Source organism: Caulobacter sp. CCH9-E1 (assembly GCF_001556515.1).
GTDB lineage: Bacteria > Pseudomonadota > Alphaproteobacteria > Caulobacterales > Caulobacteraceae > Caulobacter.
On sequence record NZ_LSJA01000008.1, the window covers coordinates 20,820 to 36,207 of the forward strand.

The following is a 15,388-nucleotide window of genomic DNA, read 5'->3' on the forward strand; positions in this document are numbered from 1 at the left end:
CCATGTCTTTTGCTTAGCGGCCGAACACTTTGGTCTCCCTGTCGTTGAGCTTCGACCACTTCTTGGAGACGAACATGGCTCGAATGACTTTAGCGGCCGCCGCATCCGTGGCGGCCCTTTCCTTGGCGGCTTGCCAGCAAAAGGACGCCACGCCCAATCCGAACGACCCGGGCACGAGCAACCCGGCTGTCAACGCCGCCCAAGACGCTACCTCGGCCGCCGTCGGGACGACCTCCGCCGCCATGGCGGGACCGATGTCCACGGACGCCTTCGTCACCAACGCCGCGATCAGCGACATGTACGAGATCGAGGCCGGCAAGATCGCCCAGCAGAAGGGCAAGGCACAGGGCGTGAAGGACTTCGGCAAGATGATGGTCGCCGACCACACGGCCCTGTCCAGCGCCATGAAGCCGCTGATCGCCGCCGCCGGCAAGACCGCGCCGCCTGGATTGGACGAGCGTCGCAAGGGCATGATCGATAATCTGAACGCGGCCGCGCCGGCCGACTTCGACAAGGTCTATCTCGACCAGCAGGACGCCGCTCACAAAGAGGCGCTGACGCTGATGCAGGGCTACGCCCAACGCGGCGATGACGCCGGCCTGCGCGATGCGGCCTCGAAGGCCGTTCCGAAGATCCAGGCCCACCTCGATCACGTGCAACAGCTAAAGGCTGGCGGCGACGTCGCGCACTAGCCTTCGCGAAACGCCAAGAAAAGAAAGCGTGGCGGTCGACCGCCACGCTTTCTTCGTTTCGGGATTAGAAGGGGCCGCCGGCTTCCCAGCGGCTCCAAGGGAAATCAGTCCAGCCCGGCGTTTTCGAGAAAGACCGCCGCGTCCAGATCGATCGTCATTTCTCGTGTCCAGAACCGCAGCTGGCCGCACTGCGCCAGGAAGACCGGAACGTCTTGCGGTCCTTCGAGTGCGATCAAGCCCTCGTCGAAATCCTCGGGCGCGATGCCGGCCTTGTTGAGCAAGAGCTCGGCCGCGCTGGTGTAGCCGATGAACTTGCAGTGGGCGAAGGCGTCGCTGACGAAGTCCTTGGCGGTTTTGTCCTTGGCCAGCATGGCCGCCCCCTCAGGCGATAGCGCCAGAACGACGGCGTCGTACAGGACCGATGGACCGCCATCGATCTTCTGCTTGGCCTGCGCGATCGTTCCGTCGTCGAGCGTCGCCCCGGCCGTCTTGGGGGCGATGATCTCATAGACAGCCGGCAGGCTTTTGACGGCGTCGACCAGGGCCTCGACCAGCGCCGCCGGCGCGCCGTCGCTGACCAGGATGCCGAGCTTGCGGCCAGCGAAGGTGCCGGGCGCGCGCTTGAGGATCGAGAGGGCGTCCGACGGCGGCAGGGTGGTCAGCGGCGGCGAAGCCGCCGGGGCGGGAGCGGGCAGGGCCGGCAGGCCAAGGCCTGTCGCGACCACTATGGCTAGGCGCTCATCGATATTGCGCAGATGGGCCACCATGCGCTCGCGGATGTCGATCCGCTCGCACTTGGACAGTTCAAAGACCAGGGCGTCGCCGATGTGCTTCTGCTCGATCGCGGTCTGGCTGATGAAGAACTGCCGGGCCTGGCTGTAGTGGTCCGAGAAGGTCCCGGGGCGCTCCTGAACCTTGCGACCATTCTCGGCCGCTTCGAAGTGGCGATAGCCGGTCGCCGGGCTCTCGCGAGGGCCGCCCCAGCTGTTGGGCTCATAGTTCACGCGCCCCTTGGGGTTGCGCATGTTCATGTGCCCGTCTTGTTGGAAATTGTGGACCGGACAGCGCGGCGCGTTGATCGGGATGTGCGTGAAGTTCGGGCCGCCCAAGCGCTTCAGCTGGGTGTCCAGATACGAGAAGTTCCGCCCCTGCAGCAGTGGGTCGTTGGTGAAGCCGACGCCGGGCACCACGTTCTGGGTGCAGAAGGCGACCTGTTCGGTCTCGGCGAAGAAGTTGTCAACGAGGCCGTCGAGTACGAATTCGCCGATGATCCGGACCGGAATCTGCTCTTCCGGGATGATCTTGGTGGCGTCCAGCACGTCGAACTCGAACTGGTCGGCGAAGTCGTCATCGAACAGCTGAACCCCGAGGTCCCAGATCGGCGGCGCGCCCAGGTCGATGGCGTCCCAGAGGTCGCGGCGGTGGAAGTCGGGGTCGGCGCCGTTGATCTTAAGCGCCTCGTTCCATAGCACCGACTGCAGGCCCAGGCGCGGCTTGAAGTGGAACTTCACATAGGTCCCCTTGCCCTCGGCGTCGATGAGCCGGAAGGTGTGGACCCCGAAGCCTTCCATGAACCGGTAGGAGCGAGGGATCGCCCGGTCGGACATGGTCCACATGATCATGTGCATGGACTCGGGCGTCAGGGTGATGAAGTCCCAGAAGTTGTCGTGGGCGGTCTGGGCCTGGGGAAATTCGCGATCGGGCGCGGGCTTGGCCGCGTGGACCATGTCCGGAAACTTGATCGCGTCCTGGATGAAGAACACCGGGATGTTGTTGGCCACGATGTCCCAGTTGCCCTCCTTGGTGTAGAACTTGACCGCGAAGCCCCGGACATCGCGCGCCAGGTCAAACGAGCCCTTGTTGCCGATCACGGTCGAGAACCGGACGAACATCGGCGTTGTCTCGCCGACCTCGGTCAGCATCTTGGCCCGCGTGAACTCGGCCAGAGACTCCTTCAGCGTGAAGGTCCCATGGACGCCGTAGCCGCGAGCATGAACCACCCGCTCGGGAATGCGCTCATGATCGAAATGGAAGATTTTCTCCCGAAAGTGGAAGTCCTCCAGCAAGGCCGGACCTCTCGCGCCGACGCGCAAGGTGTTCTGGTCATCCGCGACGGGCACGCCCTGCTGGGTAGTTAGAACGGCGTTTTCATCGCCATTCTCAGAGGCGACCTGATGGAGCTCTCCCGCCTCGCCAAGGCGAGTTTCGAATTCGGCGGCGTGCGAGGTCGCGCCGGTGTCCTTGCCGATCACCTTGGGCATGTGAAGTCCTTGAGAGGGAGGGTTGCTCTGGGCTCAACCCTCCCTTTCAAGGTCCGTTGCGAACGGCGTCTTTTGATAGCGACTAAAGCTTGGAAGGCGGTCAGGGGCGCTGGTCGGCCGCCGCTTCAAGCGCTGAGCGATTCAGCAGGGTGACCTGGGCGCCGCGCACCTCGATGAGGCCGTCCCGACGCAACTGTTGCAGCGTGCGGTTCACATGCACCAGGCTGAGACCCAAGGCGTCGGCCAGCACCTCCTGCTTCACCGGTATGTAAAAGCCGTCAGGGCGGGCTTCGCCGATTTCCATGAGGCGGCCATGGAGCTCCAGAAGCAGATGCGCCATGCGTTCGTAGGCGGTTTGCCGGCCCAGGCGCACGACCTGATCCAGAAGACGACCCTGCTGCGCCGCGGCCGCGCCCGCGAACACCCTACCCAGGCGTTCGGAGAGCGGCGGCAAGGCGGGTTTGGCTTGTCGCACCTTCAATGGGGTTAGCGCCAAGACCTCGACCGAGGGGTGGGCGCGGGTCAGCAGGTCGAAGCCTACCCCGTCACCCGGCAGGATGAAGGATAGAAGCTGCCGACGGCCGTCGCTCAACCGGCGGGCAAGGCACGCCCAGCCCGATGTCAGGAAGAAGGCTGGGGCGTCCGGCTCGATCGATTGGTTGGCCGAGTAGGTTTCTGTTCCCGCCAGGAAAGCTTCCAGCTCGAGCCAGTCTTCCTCGCGGAATAAGCCGTATCGCCTGAGCCGTCGGATGTAGCTTCGGTCGCCGAGCATCTCCCTTGGCGGCCGTGGGGGGGCGATCGCTAGCATCGCGACCTCATCCAATCCCAGCGCAAGATGTTTGTTTGATTTTTGCTCATAGCTCGCTCCATTTTTGCGAGCCCCGTCCCGGCATTGATAATGCTTTATCAAAATATTGGTGTCGACGCATAAAATTAAAACATGTAACTACGCTGTAATTGTCGGTATATCTTATTGTTAGATCTGGATTTTATTCAGTCTGGCTTCCTCTTGGCGGCCGGCGGCCAAGGAGATCGGCCCTGGTGAACCGTTCAAGGCTCCGCTTCGTTCTAGGAGCCGCTCGGGCCTGTCGCCCGGAAAGGGAACGGACGCGTGACGCTTCAGCAGGGTCTTTCGTTTGGTTTGATCGGCGCCACGGTGCTCTGTTTCCTTTGGGGGCGCTGGCGCTATGACTTGGTCGCGCTTGGGGCCTTGGCGGTCGGGATCGCTATTGGATTGATCCCGGTGAAGTCCGCGTTCGATGGCTTTTCGAACGATATCGTGGTGATCATCGCGAGCGCGCTGGTGCTCAGCGCGGCGGTGTCTCGCTCGGGGCTGGTCGACCGTCTGATGGCGCCGCTGCTTCCCCGACTTGGAAGCGAGCGCAGTCAGGTTCCCGTCCTGGTGACGGTGACGACCCTCCTGTCGATGATGACCAAGAACGTCGGCGCCTTGGCGCTGATGATGCCGTCGGCGCTGCAGATCGCCAAGCGGGCGGGGGTCTCGCCGGGGCGTCTCTTGATGCCGATGTCGTTCGGTTCGCTGGTCGGGGGGCTGGCCGTGCTGGTCGGCACGTCGCCCAACATCATCGTGTCGGAAGTGCGCGGAAAGGCGCTGGGCGAGCCGTTCCGGATGTTCGACTTCATGCCCGTGGGCGGAAGTCTCGCCCTGATCACGATCGTCTATCTGTCCTTCGCCTATCGCCTGCTGCCCAAGCATAGGACGGCGGCGATCGACGTGGACGCCGCCTTGGCCGCGAACGCCTATGTCACCGAGGTCGAGGCGCCGGAAGGCTGGCGCTTCGCGGAAGGCCGCGTGGCCGATCTCCGCACGGCCGCCGATGGGGCGGTCAGTGTCGTGGCGATCCTGCGCGGTAGAAAGCGCATGGCGTCGCCCCACGCCAATCGCCGCATCCTGCCTGGCGATCAGCTGTTGTTGGAAGGCGAGCAGCAGGCCCTCAACGAGCTCATCGTCAAGACGGGCCTGAAGCTGACCGACGCGGACCGGCCCGTGGTGATGAACGAGCCCACCGAAGAGGTGAGGGTGGTGGAGGCCGTCATCGGCGCGGAATCCGACCTGATCGGCCAGACGGCGCGCGGCCTGAAGCTGAACGAGGCGCACGGGGTCAATCTACTCGGCGTCAGCCGAAGCGGGTATCGCATGGCCGGTCGTCTGGCGACGGTCCGCCTGCGCGCCGGCGACATCTTGGTGCTGCAGGGCGCCGAGCAGCAGCTTCCCCTGGCCTTGTCCGCCCTGGGGTGCCTGCCCTTGGCGGAGCGGGAGGTGCGGCTGGGCGGCGCCCGTCACGTGCTGCTGCCGACGGCGATCCTGGTCGGGGCGATGCTGCTGGTCGCGTTCGGCGTGCTGCCGGCGGCGGCGGGATTCTTCGGAGCGGCGGTGCTGGTGGTCGCGACGGGCGCTCTGCGCATGCGCGAGGCCTATGCGTCTCTCGAAGGGCCGGTGCTGGTGCTTGTCGCGGCGATGATCCCCGTCAGCGACACCGTGCAGTCGACCGGCGGAGCGGACCTGATCGCGAGCTGGCTCTCGGGCGCGTTCCACGGCCTTCCGCCCCTCGTCACCTTGACGGCGATGATGGCGGTCGCGATGGCCGCGACTCCGTTCCTGAACAACGCCGCCACGGTCTTGATCGTGGCTCCGATCGGCATGGGGCTGGCTGAGCGACTGGGCCTGAACCCAGACCCGTTCCTGATGGCGGTCGCCGTCGGCGCGGGCTGCGACTTCCTCACGCCGATCGGTCACCAGTGCAACACGCTGGTCCTGGCGCCCGGGGGCTATAGGTTCGGCGACTATGCGCGTCTCGGCGCGCCGCTGACCCTGCTGATCCTGCTGCTGGCGCCAGCGCTGATCGCGTTCTTCTGGCCGTTCGCGCGATAGGGTGGAACGCCCTTTTTCCGGCCGACGTTGGGCGTGCATGGCCGCCAGGATCGATACGGTCGCCGAGGTGTTGTCCATGCACCTGGGGCCGCGGGAGATCCTGCTCGGCGTCACCCTCGATTTTCAGGACAGCCTGACAGCCCGCGAGATCGAGGACGCCGCCGACGACTTCGCCAGTGAAATCCGCGCGGTCGATCCTCGCATCACCCGCGTCTTTGTGCGGTCAGGGCGGGGGCGCAACGCCTACGCCCAGCCGCTGCCGTCGGCGTTCTAGAGCCAGGAATAGATCGCGCGAGGAATGTAGAAGCCGCGCTTGTTCAAGATCGCGCCCGCGACATCGCCCGCGGCGCCTTCGATGCGCTCGATCATGTTTCGGGCCACCGCGGCTCGCGTCGCTTCGGCTTCGATGACGACGATGTTCATGTCGACCAGCGGCGCGAAGATCAGGCACGCTGACGAGCGCTCCAAGGCCGGACAGTCGACCAGCACCACGTCATAGTTTCGGCGCGCCTCGCGGAAGAAGGTCTCCCACTCGGTCTCGCTCAAGACGTGAGAGCCCGCGCCCATCGGCAGGGTGATATGCAGCGATGTGCCCTTGACGCCGATCCGATCCGGAGAGACGCGCGTCAGCTTGGCGCCGCTCTCCGCGAAGGCCTGGATGACGGACCCCTCGACGGCCGGTTCGATATCGACGATCAGCACGCGCTTGGCGTTGGCCGTGGCGGCCATCATGGCCAGGTCCATCAGCAGGCTGGAAACGCCTTCGCCGCCGTTGGCGGCGACAAGTTGCATGACACGGCCGGGTCCTGGCGCGACGCTGGTGAGGAGCCGCAAGACCAGCTTGGCGTCGTCATAGCCCAGGAACGAGGCGCGGCCGACCGAGCCAGGCTGGCCACGACGTCGCGCGGCAATCTTGTCGTCGGCCGAAACGGTCAGCACGACCGGCAAGTCCAGCTTCTGTTCCACGTCTCGCGGCGTGATCATCACGTCCGAGAAGGCGGACGACACCACGATCACCGCCACCGCCGTGGCTAACCCCAACCCCAGGCCGGCCAGCAGCAGAACCATGCGGCCGCTCGACCCCTTCACGGGCGGGTCCGCGGCCTGGACGATGCGGACATTGGCCTTGGCCTTGGAGAGCGTGCTGGCCAGTCCGGTCTCCTGAGCGCGCTTCGCCACTTCGGCGAAACTGCCTTCCAGCGTGCCGCGTTGGCGTATCAGCTCGCGATATTCCGGGCCAATCAGAACCAGCTCCGCGAGGCGCGCATTGACGGTCTTGAGGTCACGCGCCGCTTGAACACGCGCCAGGCGCAGGCCCGTGAGATCGCCGACGCTGTCGGCGAGTTCGGTGTCGAGCTGTTGACGCACCGGATTGGCGCCGCGGCGAACCGCCATGACCTGCTGTTGCGGCGCCGCTTGGATCTGCGCCTGAACCTCGGCGATCTTGCGATCAAGATCGACGATCAGCGGGTACCCTTCGACATAGCGCGCGGCGGCTTGCCGTCGCTGGTTCTGAAGGTCCAACAGCGTGCGAGTCAGGTCGTCCAGCTGTTGCGAACGCCCCTTGTCGTTGGAGATCTCCACTTCCGCCGGCGCGGACTTGAGCCAGCCGGACAGCACCGACACCCGGCCGCTTCGCGCGGCGAGCTGCTGATCCAGCACCTGGATCTGGCTGACAAGCGAGGCCTGCTGATTCTGAACGGTCGTCAGCTCGGTCGGATAGTCGCCGAAGCCGTGATCGACCGAGAAGCTAAGCAACTTGGCCTCGACCTCGGTCAGGCGCTTGTTCAGCTGGTCGCGTTGGGCGTTCACCAGGGACGGATCGGCCTGCTCGAAGATCAGCCGACGACGCTCGATATAGAGCTTCACCAAGGTGTTCAGGAGGTCGGCGGCGACCTTGGGGTCGTCGCTCTGCAGGTTGAGCTCGATGACGTTCGACTGAGGGATGTTGACGATGTCGAGGTCCTTGGAGAACTGCTCGGCCGCCTTCTCCAGCCCCTTGGGTTGGTTCGCTAGCTTGGGATAGGCGCGGGCCAGGCCGACCTTTCGGATCGCCTGAATGCGCAGTTCCTTGGCCGACAGAATCTGGATTTCGGCCTGGACGATCTGGGCGCGGTCGAAGCTGAGGCCTTGAGCCCCGCCATCCACATCGCTGCGGAACACATAGTCGTCGCCAAGCAGGATCAGCAGGCGCGACTGGGCGGTGTAGATGGGATGCGCCAGGAAGATGGCGATCACCGCCAGCGCGACAGGGATCAGAAAGCCGAGCAGGGCTTCGGCGCGGTAATAGAACACCGGCGTCAGCAACTCGCGCACCGTCAGAGGCGAGCGCGTGCGTCCTTGCCCTCCTTTGACGTAAGCGCCTTGCTCTATCACCGCGGTGTTCATCTGTGCGGAGGACTTCGACTCTGCGACCGCGTAAGCGCGACGTAACTCTGGTCGATAGCGGTGCAGGACTTAACAAACATTGACGTCTTCGCGCGCCGTTAAGTCCACATCGCTTGAAATGACCCATTTTGAGTAAAATCGTTGTTATGCAAAGGCTTCCAATACATGAGGCGCAACCATTTGCCGCATGTGCAGATAGGAGCGGCAACCAAATCCTAACGCCCTTGCGCCACTTACGTTTACCAACGCCGCGCTGTCTCGTGGCGAGGGAGATTGGTTTGTCAGCCTGGCTGCGCGCTTTATCGCTCTTCATCGTTCTGGCGGTCGCCGGCTGCGCCTCGGATCCGGCGCCGAGCTCGCGTAATGCGGCGCGCGGAGAGGCGACCTTCGCGCCCTGGACCAGCGAGGACTATCGCTATCGCATCGGTCCTGGCGACGAACTGTCGGTCCGCTTCATGGTCAACCCCGACCTCAATGCGACCGTCGTGGTGGGACCTGACGGCCGAGGAATCTTTCCATTGATCAGTGCTCAGGATGTCGCCGGCCTGACAGCTGAAGAGGCCAACGCCCTGCTGAGCCGCGCCTATGCCGCCGTGCTGCGCGCGCCCCAGGTCGAGACGTTGGTGGCGGGCTATGGCGCTTCCCAAATCTATATCGGCGGCGAAGTGCGCGATCCGGGCGTGAAGACGATCAAGGGGCGCCTGACCGTGGCCCAGGCCGTCATGTCGGCCGGCGGATTTCAAGACACGGCCCGAACGGGGCATGTGGTGGTCATCCGCCAGCGGCCGGGTGACCCTCGGCTGCTGATGAGAACGATCGATGTGCGGGACAATCTGAACGGCAAGGGCGGCGACGACTTCGCCGTTCTGCCCGGCGATCTGATCTTTGTGCCGCGCAGCGCCATCACCGAGGTCAATCGTTTCGTTCGACAGTATGTGACCGGGGTCTTGCCGTTCAATTTCAACTACAGCATCAACCGCGGCACGCGTTACTAGCCTGAAGGCTGCCCGAGGAGACGGATGTCCCGCTATCTGATCTCCGCTGTCGAGCAGGCCGTCTGGTCCCTGCTCAATTTCGGCGTCAATCTGCTGCTGATCCGCTTCGTGGCGCCGGACGAGTACGGGGCGTTCATGCTCTGGGCGTCCTGCGGCTTCGTGCTGTCCAGTCTGCAGAACGCCCTGACCGTCTGCCATTTGCAGGCGTTGACGCCCGGCGCCGGGATCGATCCCAAGCGCCTGCCGGTCGAGCGCCTGATGCATGGCGTCAATGCCGTATTCTTAGTGATGACGGCTCTTGCGTGCCTGGGCGCGGCGCTCGCGTGGCGTAGCGCGGGGAGCCCTTACGGCGCTCCGGCGGCGGCCTTGTTCGTGCCAGCGTTCCTGGCGCAACAGTACCTGAGGGCGCTGGCTTTCTCGCGCGGACGCCCAGGCCTTGCGACCGTGCAAACCGCGGCGGTCTTTTGTCTGGTGGCGCTGCTCCTGGGCCAAGTCCTGCTCGAGGGAAGTCGACCGGACGCGAATACCGTCCTCTGGCGATTGGGCCTCGCCTATACGGTGACGGGCGCCGCGGGCGCGGTTTGGGCCCTGCGAGGGCAGGGCGGCTGGCTTCGCCGCCACGAGATGAAGGCCTATGGCGACTATGTCCGGCAATCGGGCTGGGTTTTTCTGGGCGTATCGAGCACAGAGCTGCTGACGCGCTTCTACGTATTCGTGGTCGCCGGTTGGTTTGGCGCCGCGACGCTGGCGTCCCTCTCGGCGACCCAGCAGCTGTTGCGGCCCGTTCCGCTGCTTGCGATGTCCTGGAGCATGGTGGCCCGCAACGATCTGGCGCGGCGTCGCGATCGCCAGGCCTGGAACGGCTTCCGTCGGCTACTGGCGCTTGCGGCGGGCGTGGGGATGCTGTTCGCGGCGGCTTGGACCGTGATCCTTCATATGGCCTGGCCGACGATCGCAACGCACCTTTTCGGCGGCAAGTATCTGGCTGATGGCTGGATGGTCGTCCTCTGGGGGCTCAGCGCCGCCATCACCCTGGGACAGACGGTGGTTAGCACCGGCCTTCAGGTGCTGCGCGCCTTCAAGCCGTTGGCGCTGGCGAATGGCGCGGCCTCTCTGGTCGCCGCCGCCGGCATCCTGCTGACGATGAGGGCGCTGGGCCCCGCCGGCGCCATCATCGGCACCGCGGCGGGGCAGTTGTTGGAGCTTGCGGCCATGGCCGCCATTCTCCTGTCGATCACCGCGGCGAGGCGGCGATCGGCCTAACGCGCAACCGGCCGCTAGCGACCCTGGCTTCCTGTGCGGGGGCATGGCGCATGTCGATGTCGACGCCGAAGAGCAGGATCAATATCCCCAGCATGGCGTTGGCCGAGAAGTAGCTGCTCTCCATGAAATTGTGCACGAAGAAGATCAGCGGGAAGACGCCCAGGAACACCGCGTGAGGCAGCGCCTCGCGGCTCTTGGGCGTCGGGTCGCTGAGACAGTCGCGAAGAAGGCCAAGACCTCGGGCCATCCAGCGCAGAAGCAGAACCAGCGCCCCTGCCAGTCCTGGCGCGCCAACGGTGACGAGAAGGTCGATGTAGCCGTTGTGTGACTGATTGGTATGGGTTTCGGCCGCGAACCAAAGGTCCGTTTGCAGGCTGGGCTGGACCGCGGGGTTCACGTCCCAGAAGGAACCGAAACCCTGCCCCCTCAGAGGATGTTGCGAGAACTGGTTCAGGGCGAACATCCAGACCTCGGTGCGGCGGGTGAAGTTCACGCCGCGCAGCGGGGCCAGTGGGTCTTGGCCGCTGACGTAGTTCCAGGCGAGCCAGCCGAAGCCAGCCGCGAAGAGCGCCGCGACGCCGAACACGGCGGCCGCCCATATGGCGCCAGCGCGCAGGCGCAGCCACGCAAGCAGGAGAGGCGTCGCGGCCAGGGCGGCCAGCGCGATCGCCAGACTGGTCTTTGACTTGCTGGCGACGAGCAGCGCTATGCATCCGGCGAACATCACGCCCCAGAACAGGCGCGCCTTCACCGTCTGGCTGAACAGGAGGTACGGCGTGATGACCAGAGAGCTCAGCAGCATCACCGAGCCGAGCGTGTTCTTGTGATTATGGATCGCGGCCAGCCCGATGTCGGTCATAGAAAGGCCCGGGAGAGCGATCCATGACGCCACGTCGATGGTGATCATGATGGCGCAGGCGGCTGCCAGGGCGCCGTGCATCCGCCGGGGATCGCGAAGGCCTGCGACCAGGGCGATGCTCACCACCACATTGATCAGATAGAGGATGAAGCGACGGTTCGAGACGATCGGGTCGATAGCCCAGCGTGTCGTTGCTCCAAACCAGACGAACAGCAGCAGCAACGGCCAGACCCGCATCGCGAGGCTCATCACCTCCACGCGCCGGAACCATAGGATCGGCAGCGTCAGTCCCAGTATGGTCAGCCAGATCGCGCGGTTGAGCGGCGACGTTGGCGAGGCGCCCGACAGGGCGTCGACCGTCACCTCATGGGTATACGGGGCCGTGCCGATCATCATGTAGAGCAGCATCGCGACGAGGACGAAGCCCGACCAGAGCGCCAACCGGTCGTCCAGTCGCGCCGAGGTGGCCGCGCGTTCCTCCCAACGGGCGGCGCGCCAAGCTTCGCGCGGGGGGCGAGGGGGCGGCTCGTCACTCACGGGAATAAGCTCCTCGCAAACCCAGCCAGCGGAACATCACGTCCCGCAGACCAAGTCCGAGACCGTAGAAGCCGCGCATATAGCGCCGCCAAAGTCTGCGGGGTTCTCTGGTCAGGCGATACAGCCAGACGAAGCCCGAATGCTCCAGAACCGCCGGCGCGGGGTCTGAATCTCCGGTCAGCACCTGTAGCGAGCTGCCGATGCAGAGACCCACGCCGGTGCTTCGTCCGTCCTCGATGATGTGGCCGCAAAGCAGCTCGGACTGTGGCGGGCCCATGGCGACGAAGACGAAGCGCGCCGGGTGCGCGGCGACGAAGGCCACCGCCTGGGCGACGGCCGCCGGGTTGTCGATCATGCCCATCGGGGGCACGTGTTGAACCAGGTTCCTGAGGCCATATTGCTGGCGAAGCTTTTCAGCGAGGGCGGGCGTGCCGCCAATGACGGACAGCGGCGTGTCGGGCTCAATGACCCGCTCGAACAGTTCACGGACCACATAGGCGCCGGGCGCGAAACGCAGGCGCAGTCCGCCGAGCAGGGCCGTTCGCCCCACGACGCGGCTGTCGTTGGTGCTGATCCAGGCCGCGTCGCTGATCGCGCGGAATTTCGGATCGCGCTGGCGCAGATAGGCGTGTTCGGCGTTCGGCGTCACGAAGGTCGCGAACGGCGCCTGGGGCGAGCGATTCGCAAGGGCGTCGACCGTCTGCTCCACCGTCATTGGTGTGAAGCGAAGTCCGGCGAAGCGCACCTCGGGCCAACGTTCGGAAGCGTTGGAGACCGCTGTGACGCTTTGAGAACCAGACATTAAGAGAGCCTGCCGCAGAGGGGCGTTGGGGAACGACGCCGATTGGCGCCATACTTGAGTGTACGGGCTCCACCTTTACGTTCGGTTCCCGTTTTGAGGCAGTCTTGAATTCCGCGCACGCCATAAAGCGATTGATGGACATCGGCGTCTCGGCCGCGTTGCTGGTGCTGCTGGCGCCGCTGCTGCTGCTGATCGCCGCCCTCGTCAAGCTGACGTCGAAGGGGCCTGTCTTCTACGCTTGCCACTGGGTGGGGCAGGGCGAGCGGCCTTTTACCGGCTACAAGTTCCGCACCATGGTCTCCAACGCCGAGGCCATGGAGGCCGAACTCCAGGACCGCAACGAGATGCGCGGCCCGGCCTTCAAGCTGACCAACGATCCGCGCGTCACGGCGGTGGGCAAGGTGCTGCGCAAGTACAGCCTGGACGAACTGCCTCAGCTCTGGAGCGTGTTGATCGGGGATCTCAGCCTCGTGGGGCCGCGTCCGCCGCGCGCGCATGAATACGCGCGTTTCACGGAGTTCCAGAAGCAGAAGCTGGCGGTGAAGCCGGGCATCACCTGTCTCTGGCAAGTCGAGGGCCGTCACCGGATCAATGACTACGACGACTGGGTCGAGCGCGATCTCGACTACATCCGACGGTGGTCGTTGTGGCTGGACATCCAGATCCTGGCGCGGACGGCCGTGGTCGTTTTCCGGGGGACGGGCGTCTGATGATCGACGCGCCGATCGCCGTCAGCGTCGTGGTGCTTAGCTACGACCGGGTCCACCTGCTTGAGCGCACGCTGGTCAATTGCCTCAGACCGGAGGTTTCGAACGGCGTTCCGTTCGAGATCATCGTGGTCGACAACCATCCTGATCGGTTGGCCGAGGCGCTGGTGTCTCGCCTGGCCGCCGGGGGCGCGCCCATCCGTTATTTCGCGGACGCCCGCCGCAACGTGTCGATCGTCCGCAATGTCGGCATCAAGGCGGCGGCCGGGCGCTATGTCGCCTTCATCGACGACGATGAGGCGCCGGACGCGGGCTGGCTTTCCGAGCTCCATGCCTGCTTGGAGCGCACCGGCGCGGACGCCGCGTTCGGACCCAAGTATCCGGTGTTCGAGGCGGGAGAGCCGCCAGCCTGGGATCCCGAGGGCTGGCGTTATACGCTCGACTATCGTGAACCCGCCGATACCCCGATCCATTTGTTCGGACGCTTGCGCAAGAAGGGCAAAGGGCTGGGCAGCGGCAACGCCGCGTTCCGGGTCGCGACCTGCTTTGACACGCCCGAGCCCTTCGCCGTGGCCTTCGGTGACGCCAACGGCGAGGACACGCACCTGCTGTTCCGTCTGGCGCTGGCCGGCAAGCGCTTCGTCTGGTGTCCGACCGCGGTGGTGCGCGAGTTCATCGAGACCGACCGCACCAAGCCCAGCTACATGATCACCCGGATGAAGCGGGGCTCGCAGCACTACGCGGCCTCGCGGATCGCCACCAGCGATCGTCCAGGCCTGACTCGGATCAAGGTGACGTTCCTCGGTCTGGCGCAGATCGCCGTCCACGCCGGTCTCTATCTGGTCTCGGGCGAGTGGCTGGGCGGGGCGCGTTACGACAACCGCATCGGCATGGCCAAGGGGCTTGGCAAGCTCACCTATCGCGCCCCGATCGGCTTCATCGACGAGAAGGCCGCATGACGGATCTGTCGATCGTCATCTGCACCTATGACAGGCCAGCATCACTGGCCGTGACGCTGAAGTCGTGCCTTGCTCAGACCAACGCGCTCGGCCTTTCGATCGAGATCGTGGTCGTCGACAACCATCCGAGCGGTAGCGCGAGAACCGTTGTTGAAAGCCTCGCGCAAAGCGCTCGCTGGCCAATGCGGTACGTGACCGAACTGACGCGCAACATGTCGACCCTGCGCAATCGGGGCTTCGCCGAGGCGAGAGGGCGCCTGGCCGCCTTGATCGACGACGACGAGGTCGCCGAACCCGATTGGCTGGACCAGTTGGTCGGCGCCTTGCGCGACGCCGACGCCGACATGGCGGTGGGGCCAAGACACGCCATCTTCGCCGGCGAACCGCCGCCCTACGATCCGAAGGGGGCCCAATTCGTTCGGATCTTCGATCTGCCCGACGGCGCGATCATTCCGCTGACGGAGCCGTCCGGCAAGCCGCGCTATGGCATGGGCACGGGCAACTCGCTTTTCGACCTGTCGCGTTGCTTTCCGAACAGCGAGCCAGCCATGCGCGAGGCGTTCGGCGACGCGGGCGGCGAGGACGCAGAGCTCTTCATTCGTCTCTATAGAGAGGGCCGCAGGATTGTCTGGGCGGCTCGCGCGATCGTCACCGAGACGGTCGCCCCGCATCGGACGGCTGTGACATATCGTCTCATTCGCGCGCGCCGCGAGGCGCAACACTACGTCTCGATCTACCTGGACGTCACGCCGCATCCGCAGCTGACCTGGGCGACGCTGATGGCCAAGGGGTTGGCGCAAGTCATTGTCGGCTTTGCTCTATCGGCGTTGACCTTCGAGTTCGGCTCTCAGCGGCGTCTGCGTGGGCGCGCGCTGATGGAGCACGGTATCGGCAAGCTCCTTTGGAAGCGGGCCGTCGGCTACATCGCCGAGCCGTCGCTTAATAGAGCAACCTGATCTCAACCAACTTCACCGCAAGTCCGCTATCAACCGCGACGGCGCAGGGCGCGCGCCGTCCAATTCCGAACCTTTT

Annotated in this window: 14 protein-coding genes; 8 read left to right on the plus strand and 6 right to left on the minus strand. The window is 65.0% G+C overall.

Annotation, left to right across the window (positions count from 1 at the left end; translation table 11 throughout):
* Window positions 1-13: 13 nt before the first annotated feature.
* Entirely contained in the window at window positions 14-262 is a 249-nt protein-coding gene (locus AX690_RS23495; protein WP_231732065.1) for a hypothetical protein, read from the minus strand.
* On the opposite strand from AX690_RS23495, the gene AX690_RS00565 reads away from it, so the two are divergent.
* Entirely contained in the window at window positions 255-692 is a 438-nt protein-coding gene (locus tag AX690_RS00565) for a DUF4142 domain-containing protein (protein WP_231732066.1), read from the plus strand. The genes AX690_RS23495 and AX690_RS00565 overlap by 8 nt on opposite strands.
* 104 nt (window positions 693-796) lie before the next feature.
* On the opposite strand, the gene AX690_RS00570 is transcribed toward AX690_RS00565, so the two are convergent.
* Entirely contained in the window at window positions 797-2,953 is a 2,157-nt protein-coding gene (locus AX690_RS00570; protein ID WP_082769414.1) for a catalase, read from the minus strand.
* Window positions 2,954-3,053: 100 nt separating this feature from the next.
* Window positions 3,054-3,725 carry a Crp/Fnr family transcriptional regulator gene (locus AX690_RS00575; RefSeq protein WP_197426738.1) on the minus strand — a complete coding sequence of 224 codons (672 nt, stop codon included), beginning with the start codon at window positions 3,723-3,725 and terminating at the stop codon, window positions 3,054-3,056.
* 339 nt (window positions 3,726-4,064) lie between these two features.
* Between AX690_RS00575 and AX690_RS00580 the strand changes: the two genes are divergently transcribed.
* Window positions 4,065-5,846: an SLC13 family permease gene (locus AX690_RS00580; RefSeq protein ID WP_066685415.1), complete on the plus strand. Its 1,782-nt coding sequence runs from the start codon at window positions 4,065-4,067 to the stop codon at window positions 5,844-5,846.
* Between the two features lie 37 nt (window positions 5,847-5,883).
* Window positions 5,884-6,120: a hypothetical protein gene (locus AX690_RS00585; RefSeq protein ID WP_066685414.1), complete on the plus strand. Its 237-nt coding sequence runs from the start codon at window positions 5,884-5,886 to the stop codon at window positions 6,118-6,120.
* Here the strand turns inward: AX690_RS00585 and AX690_RS00590 are convergent.
* Window positions 6,117-8,234 carry a hypothetical protein gene (locus tag AX690_RS00590; RefSeq protein ID WP_066685408.1) on the minus strand — a complete coding sequence of 706 codons (2,118 nt, stop codon included), beginning with the start codon at window positions 8,232-8,234 and terminating at the stop codon, window positions 6,117-6,119. The two genes, AX690_RS00585 and AX690_RS00590, sit on opposite strands and share 4 nt — an antisense overlap.
* A gap of 278 nt (window positions 8,235-8,512) precedes the next feature.
* On the opposite strand from AX690_RS00590, the gene AX690_RS00595 reads away from it, so the two are divergent.
* On the plus strand, window positions 8,513-9,229 hold the full coding sequence (locus AX690_RS00595; RefSeq protein ID WP_066685406.1) for a polysaccharide biosynthesis/export family protein: 717 nt from the start codon (window positions 8,513-8,515) through the stop codon (window positions 9,227-9,229).
* Window positions 9,230-9,253: 24 nt separating this feature from the next.
* Window positions 9,254-10,492 (plus strand): hypothetical protein, encoded by a 1,239-nt coding sequence (locus AX690_RS00600; protein WP_066685404.1) that lies wholly within the window; start codon window positions 9,254-9,256, stop codon window positions 10,490-10,492.
* Here the strand turns inward: AX690_RS00600 and AX690_RS00605 are convergent.
* Both AX690_RS00605 and AX690_RS00610 read right to left on the minus strand, forming a co-directional pair.
* Entirely contained in the window at window positions 10,464-11,888 is a 1,425-nt protein-coding gene (locus tag AX690_RS00605) for an O-antigen ligase (protein WP_156449511.1), read from the minus strand. The genes AX690_RS00600 and AX690_RS00605 overlap by 29 nt on opposite strands.
* Window positions 11,881-12,603, minus strand: coding sequence for a WecB/TagA/CpsF family glycosyltransferase (locus AX690_RS00610; RefSeq protein WP_066685400.1), 723 nt, complete (start codon window positions 12,601-12,603; stop codon window positions 11,881-11,883). Before AX690_RS00610 ends, AX690_RS00605 begins: the two co-directional genes overlap by 8 nt.
* 221 nt (window positions 12,604-12,824) lie before the next feature.
* On the opposite strand from AX690_RS00610, the gene AX690_RS00615 reads away from it, so the two are divergent.
* From AX690_RS00615 to AX690_RS00625, 3 genes are read left to right on the plus strand one after another with little or no spacing between them, the layout of a single operon-like run.
* The gene (locus tag AX690_RS00615; protein WP_066685399.1) at window positions 12,825-13,400 is read left to right on the plus strand and encodes a sugar transferase; all 576 of its coding nucleotides are present in this window, start codon (window positions 12,825-12,827) and stop codon (window positions 13,398-13,400) included.
* Window positions 13,400-14,356 carry a glycosyltransferase family 2 protein gene (locus AX690_RS00620; RefSeq protein ID WP_066685395.1) on the plus strand — a complete coding sequence of 319 codons (957 nt, stop codon included), beginning with the start codon at window positions 13,400-13,402 and terminating at the stop codon, window positions 14,354-14,356. Before AX690_RS00615 ends, AX690_RS00620 begins: the two co-directional genes overlap by 1 nt.
* A complete protein-coding gene (locus AX690_RS00625) occupies window positions 14,353-15,312 on the plus strand; it encodes a glycosyltransferase family 2 protein (RefSeq protein ID WP_066685393.1) in 960 nt (319 codons plus the stop codon). The genes AX690_RS00620 and AX690_RS00625 overlap by 4 nt, the downstream gene beginning before the upstream one ends.
* Window positions 15,313-15,388: the final 76 nt, after the last annotated feature.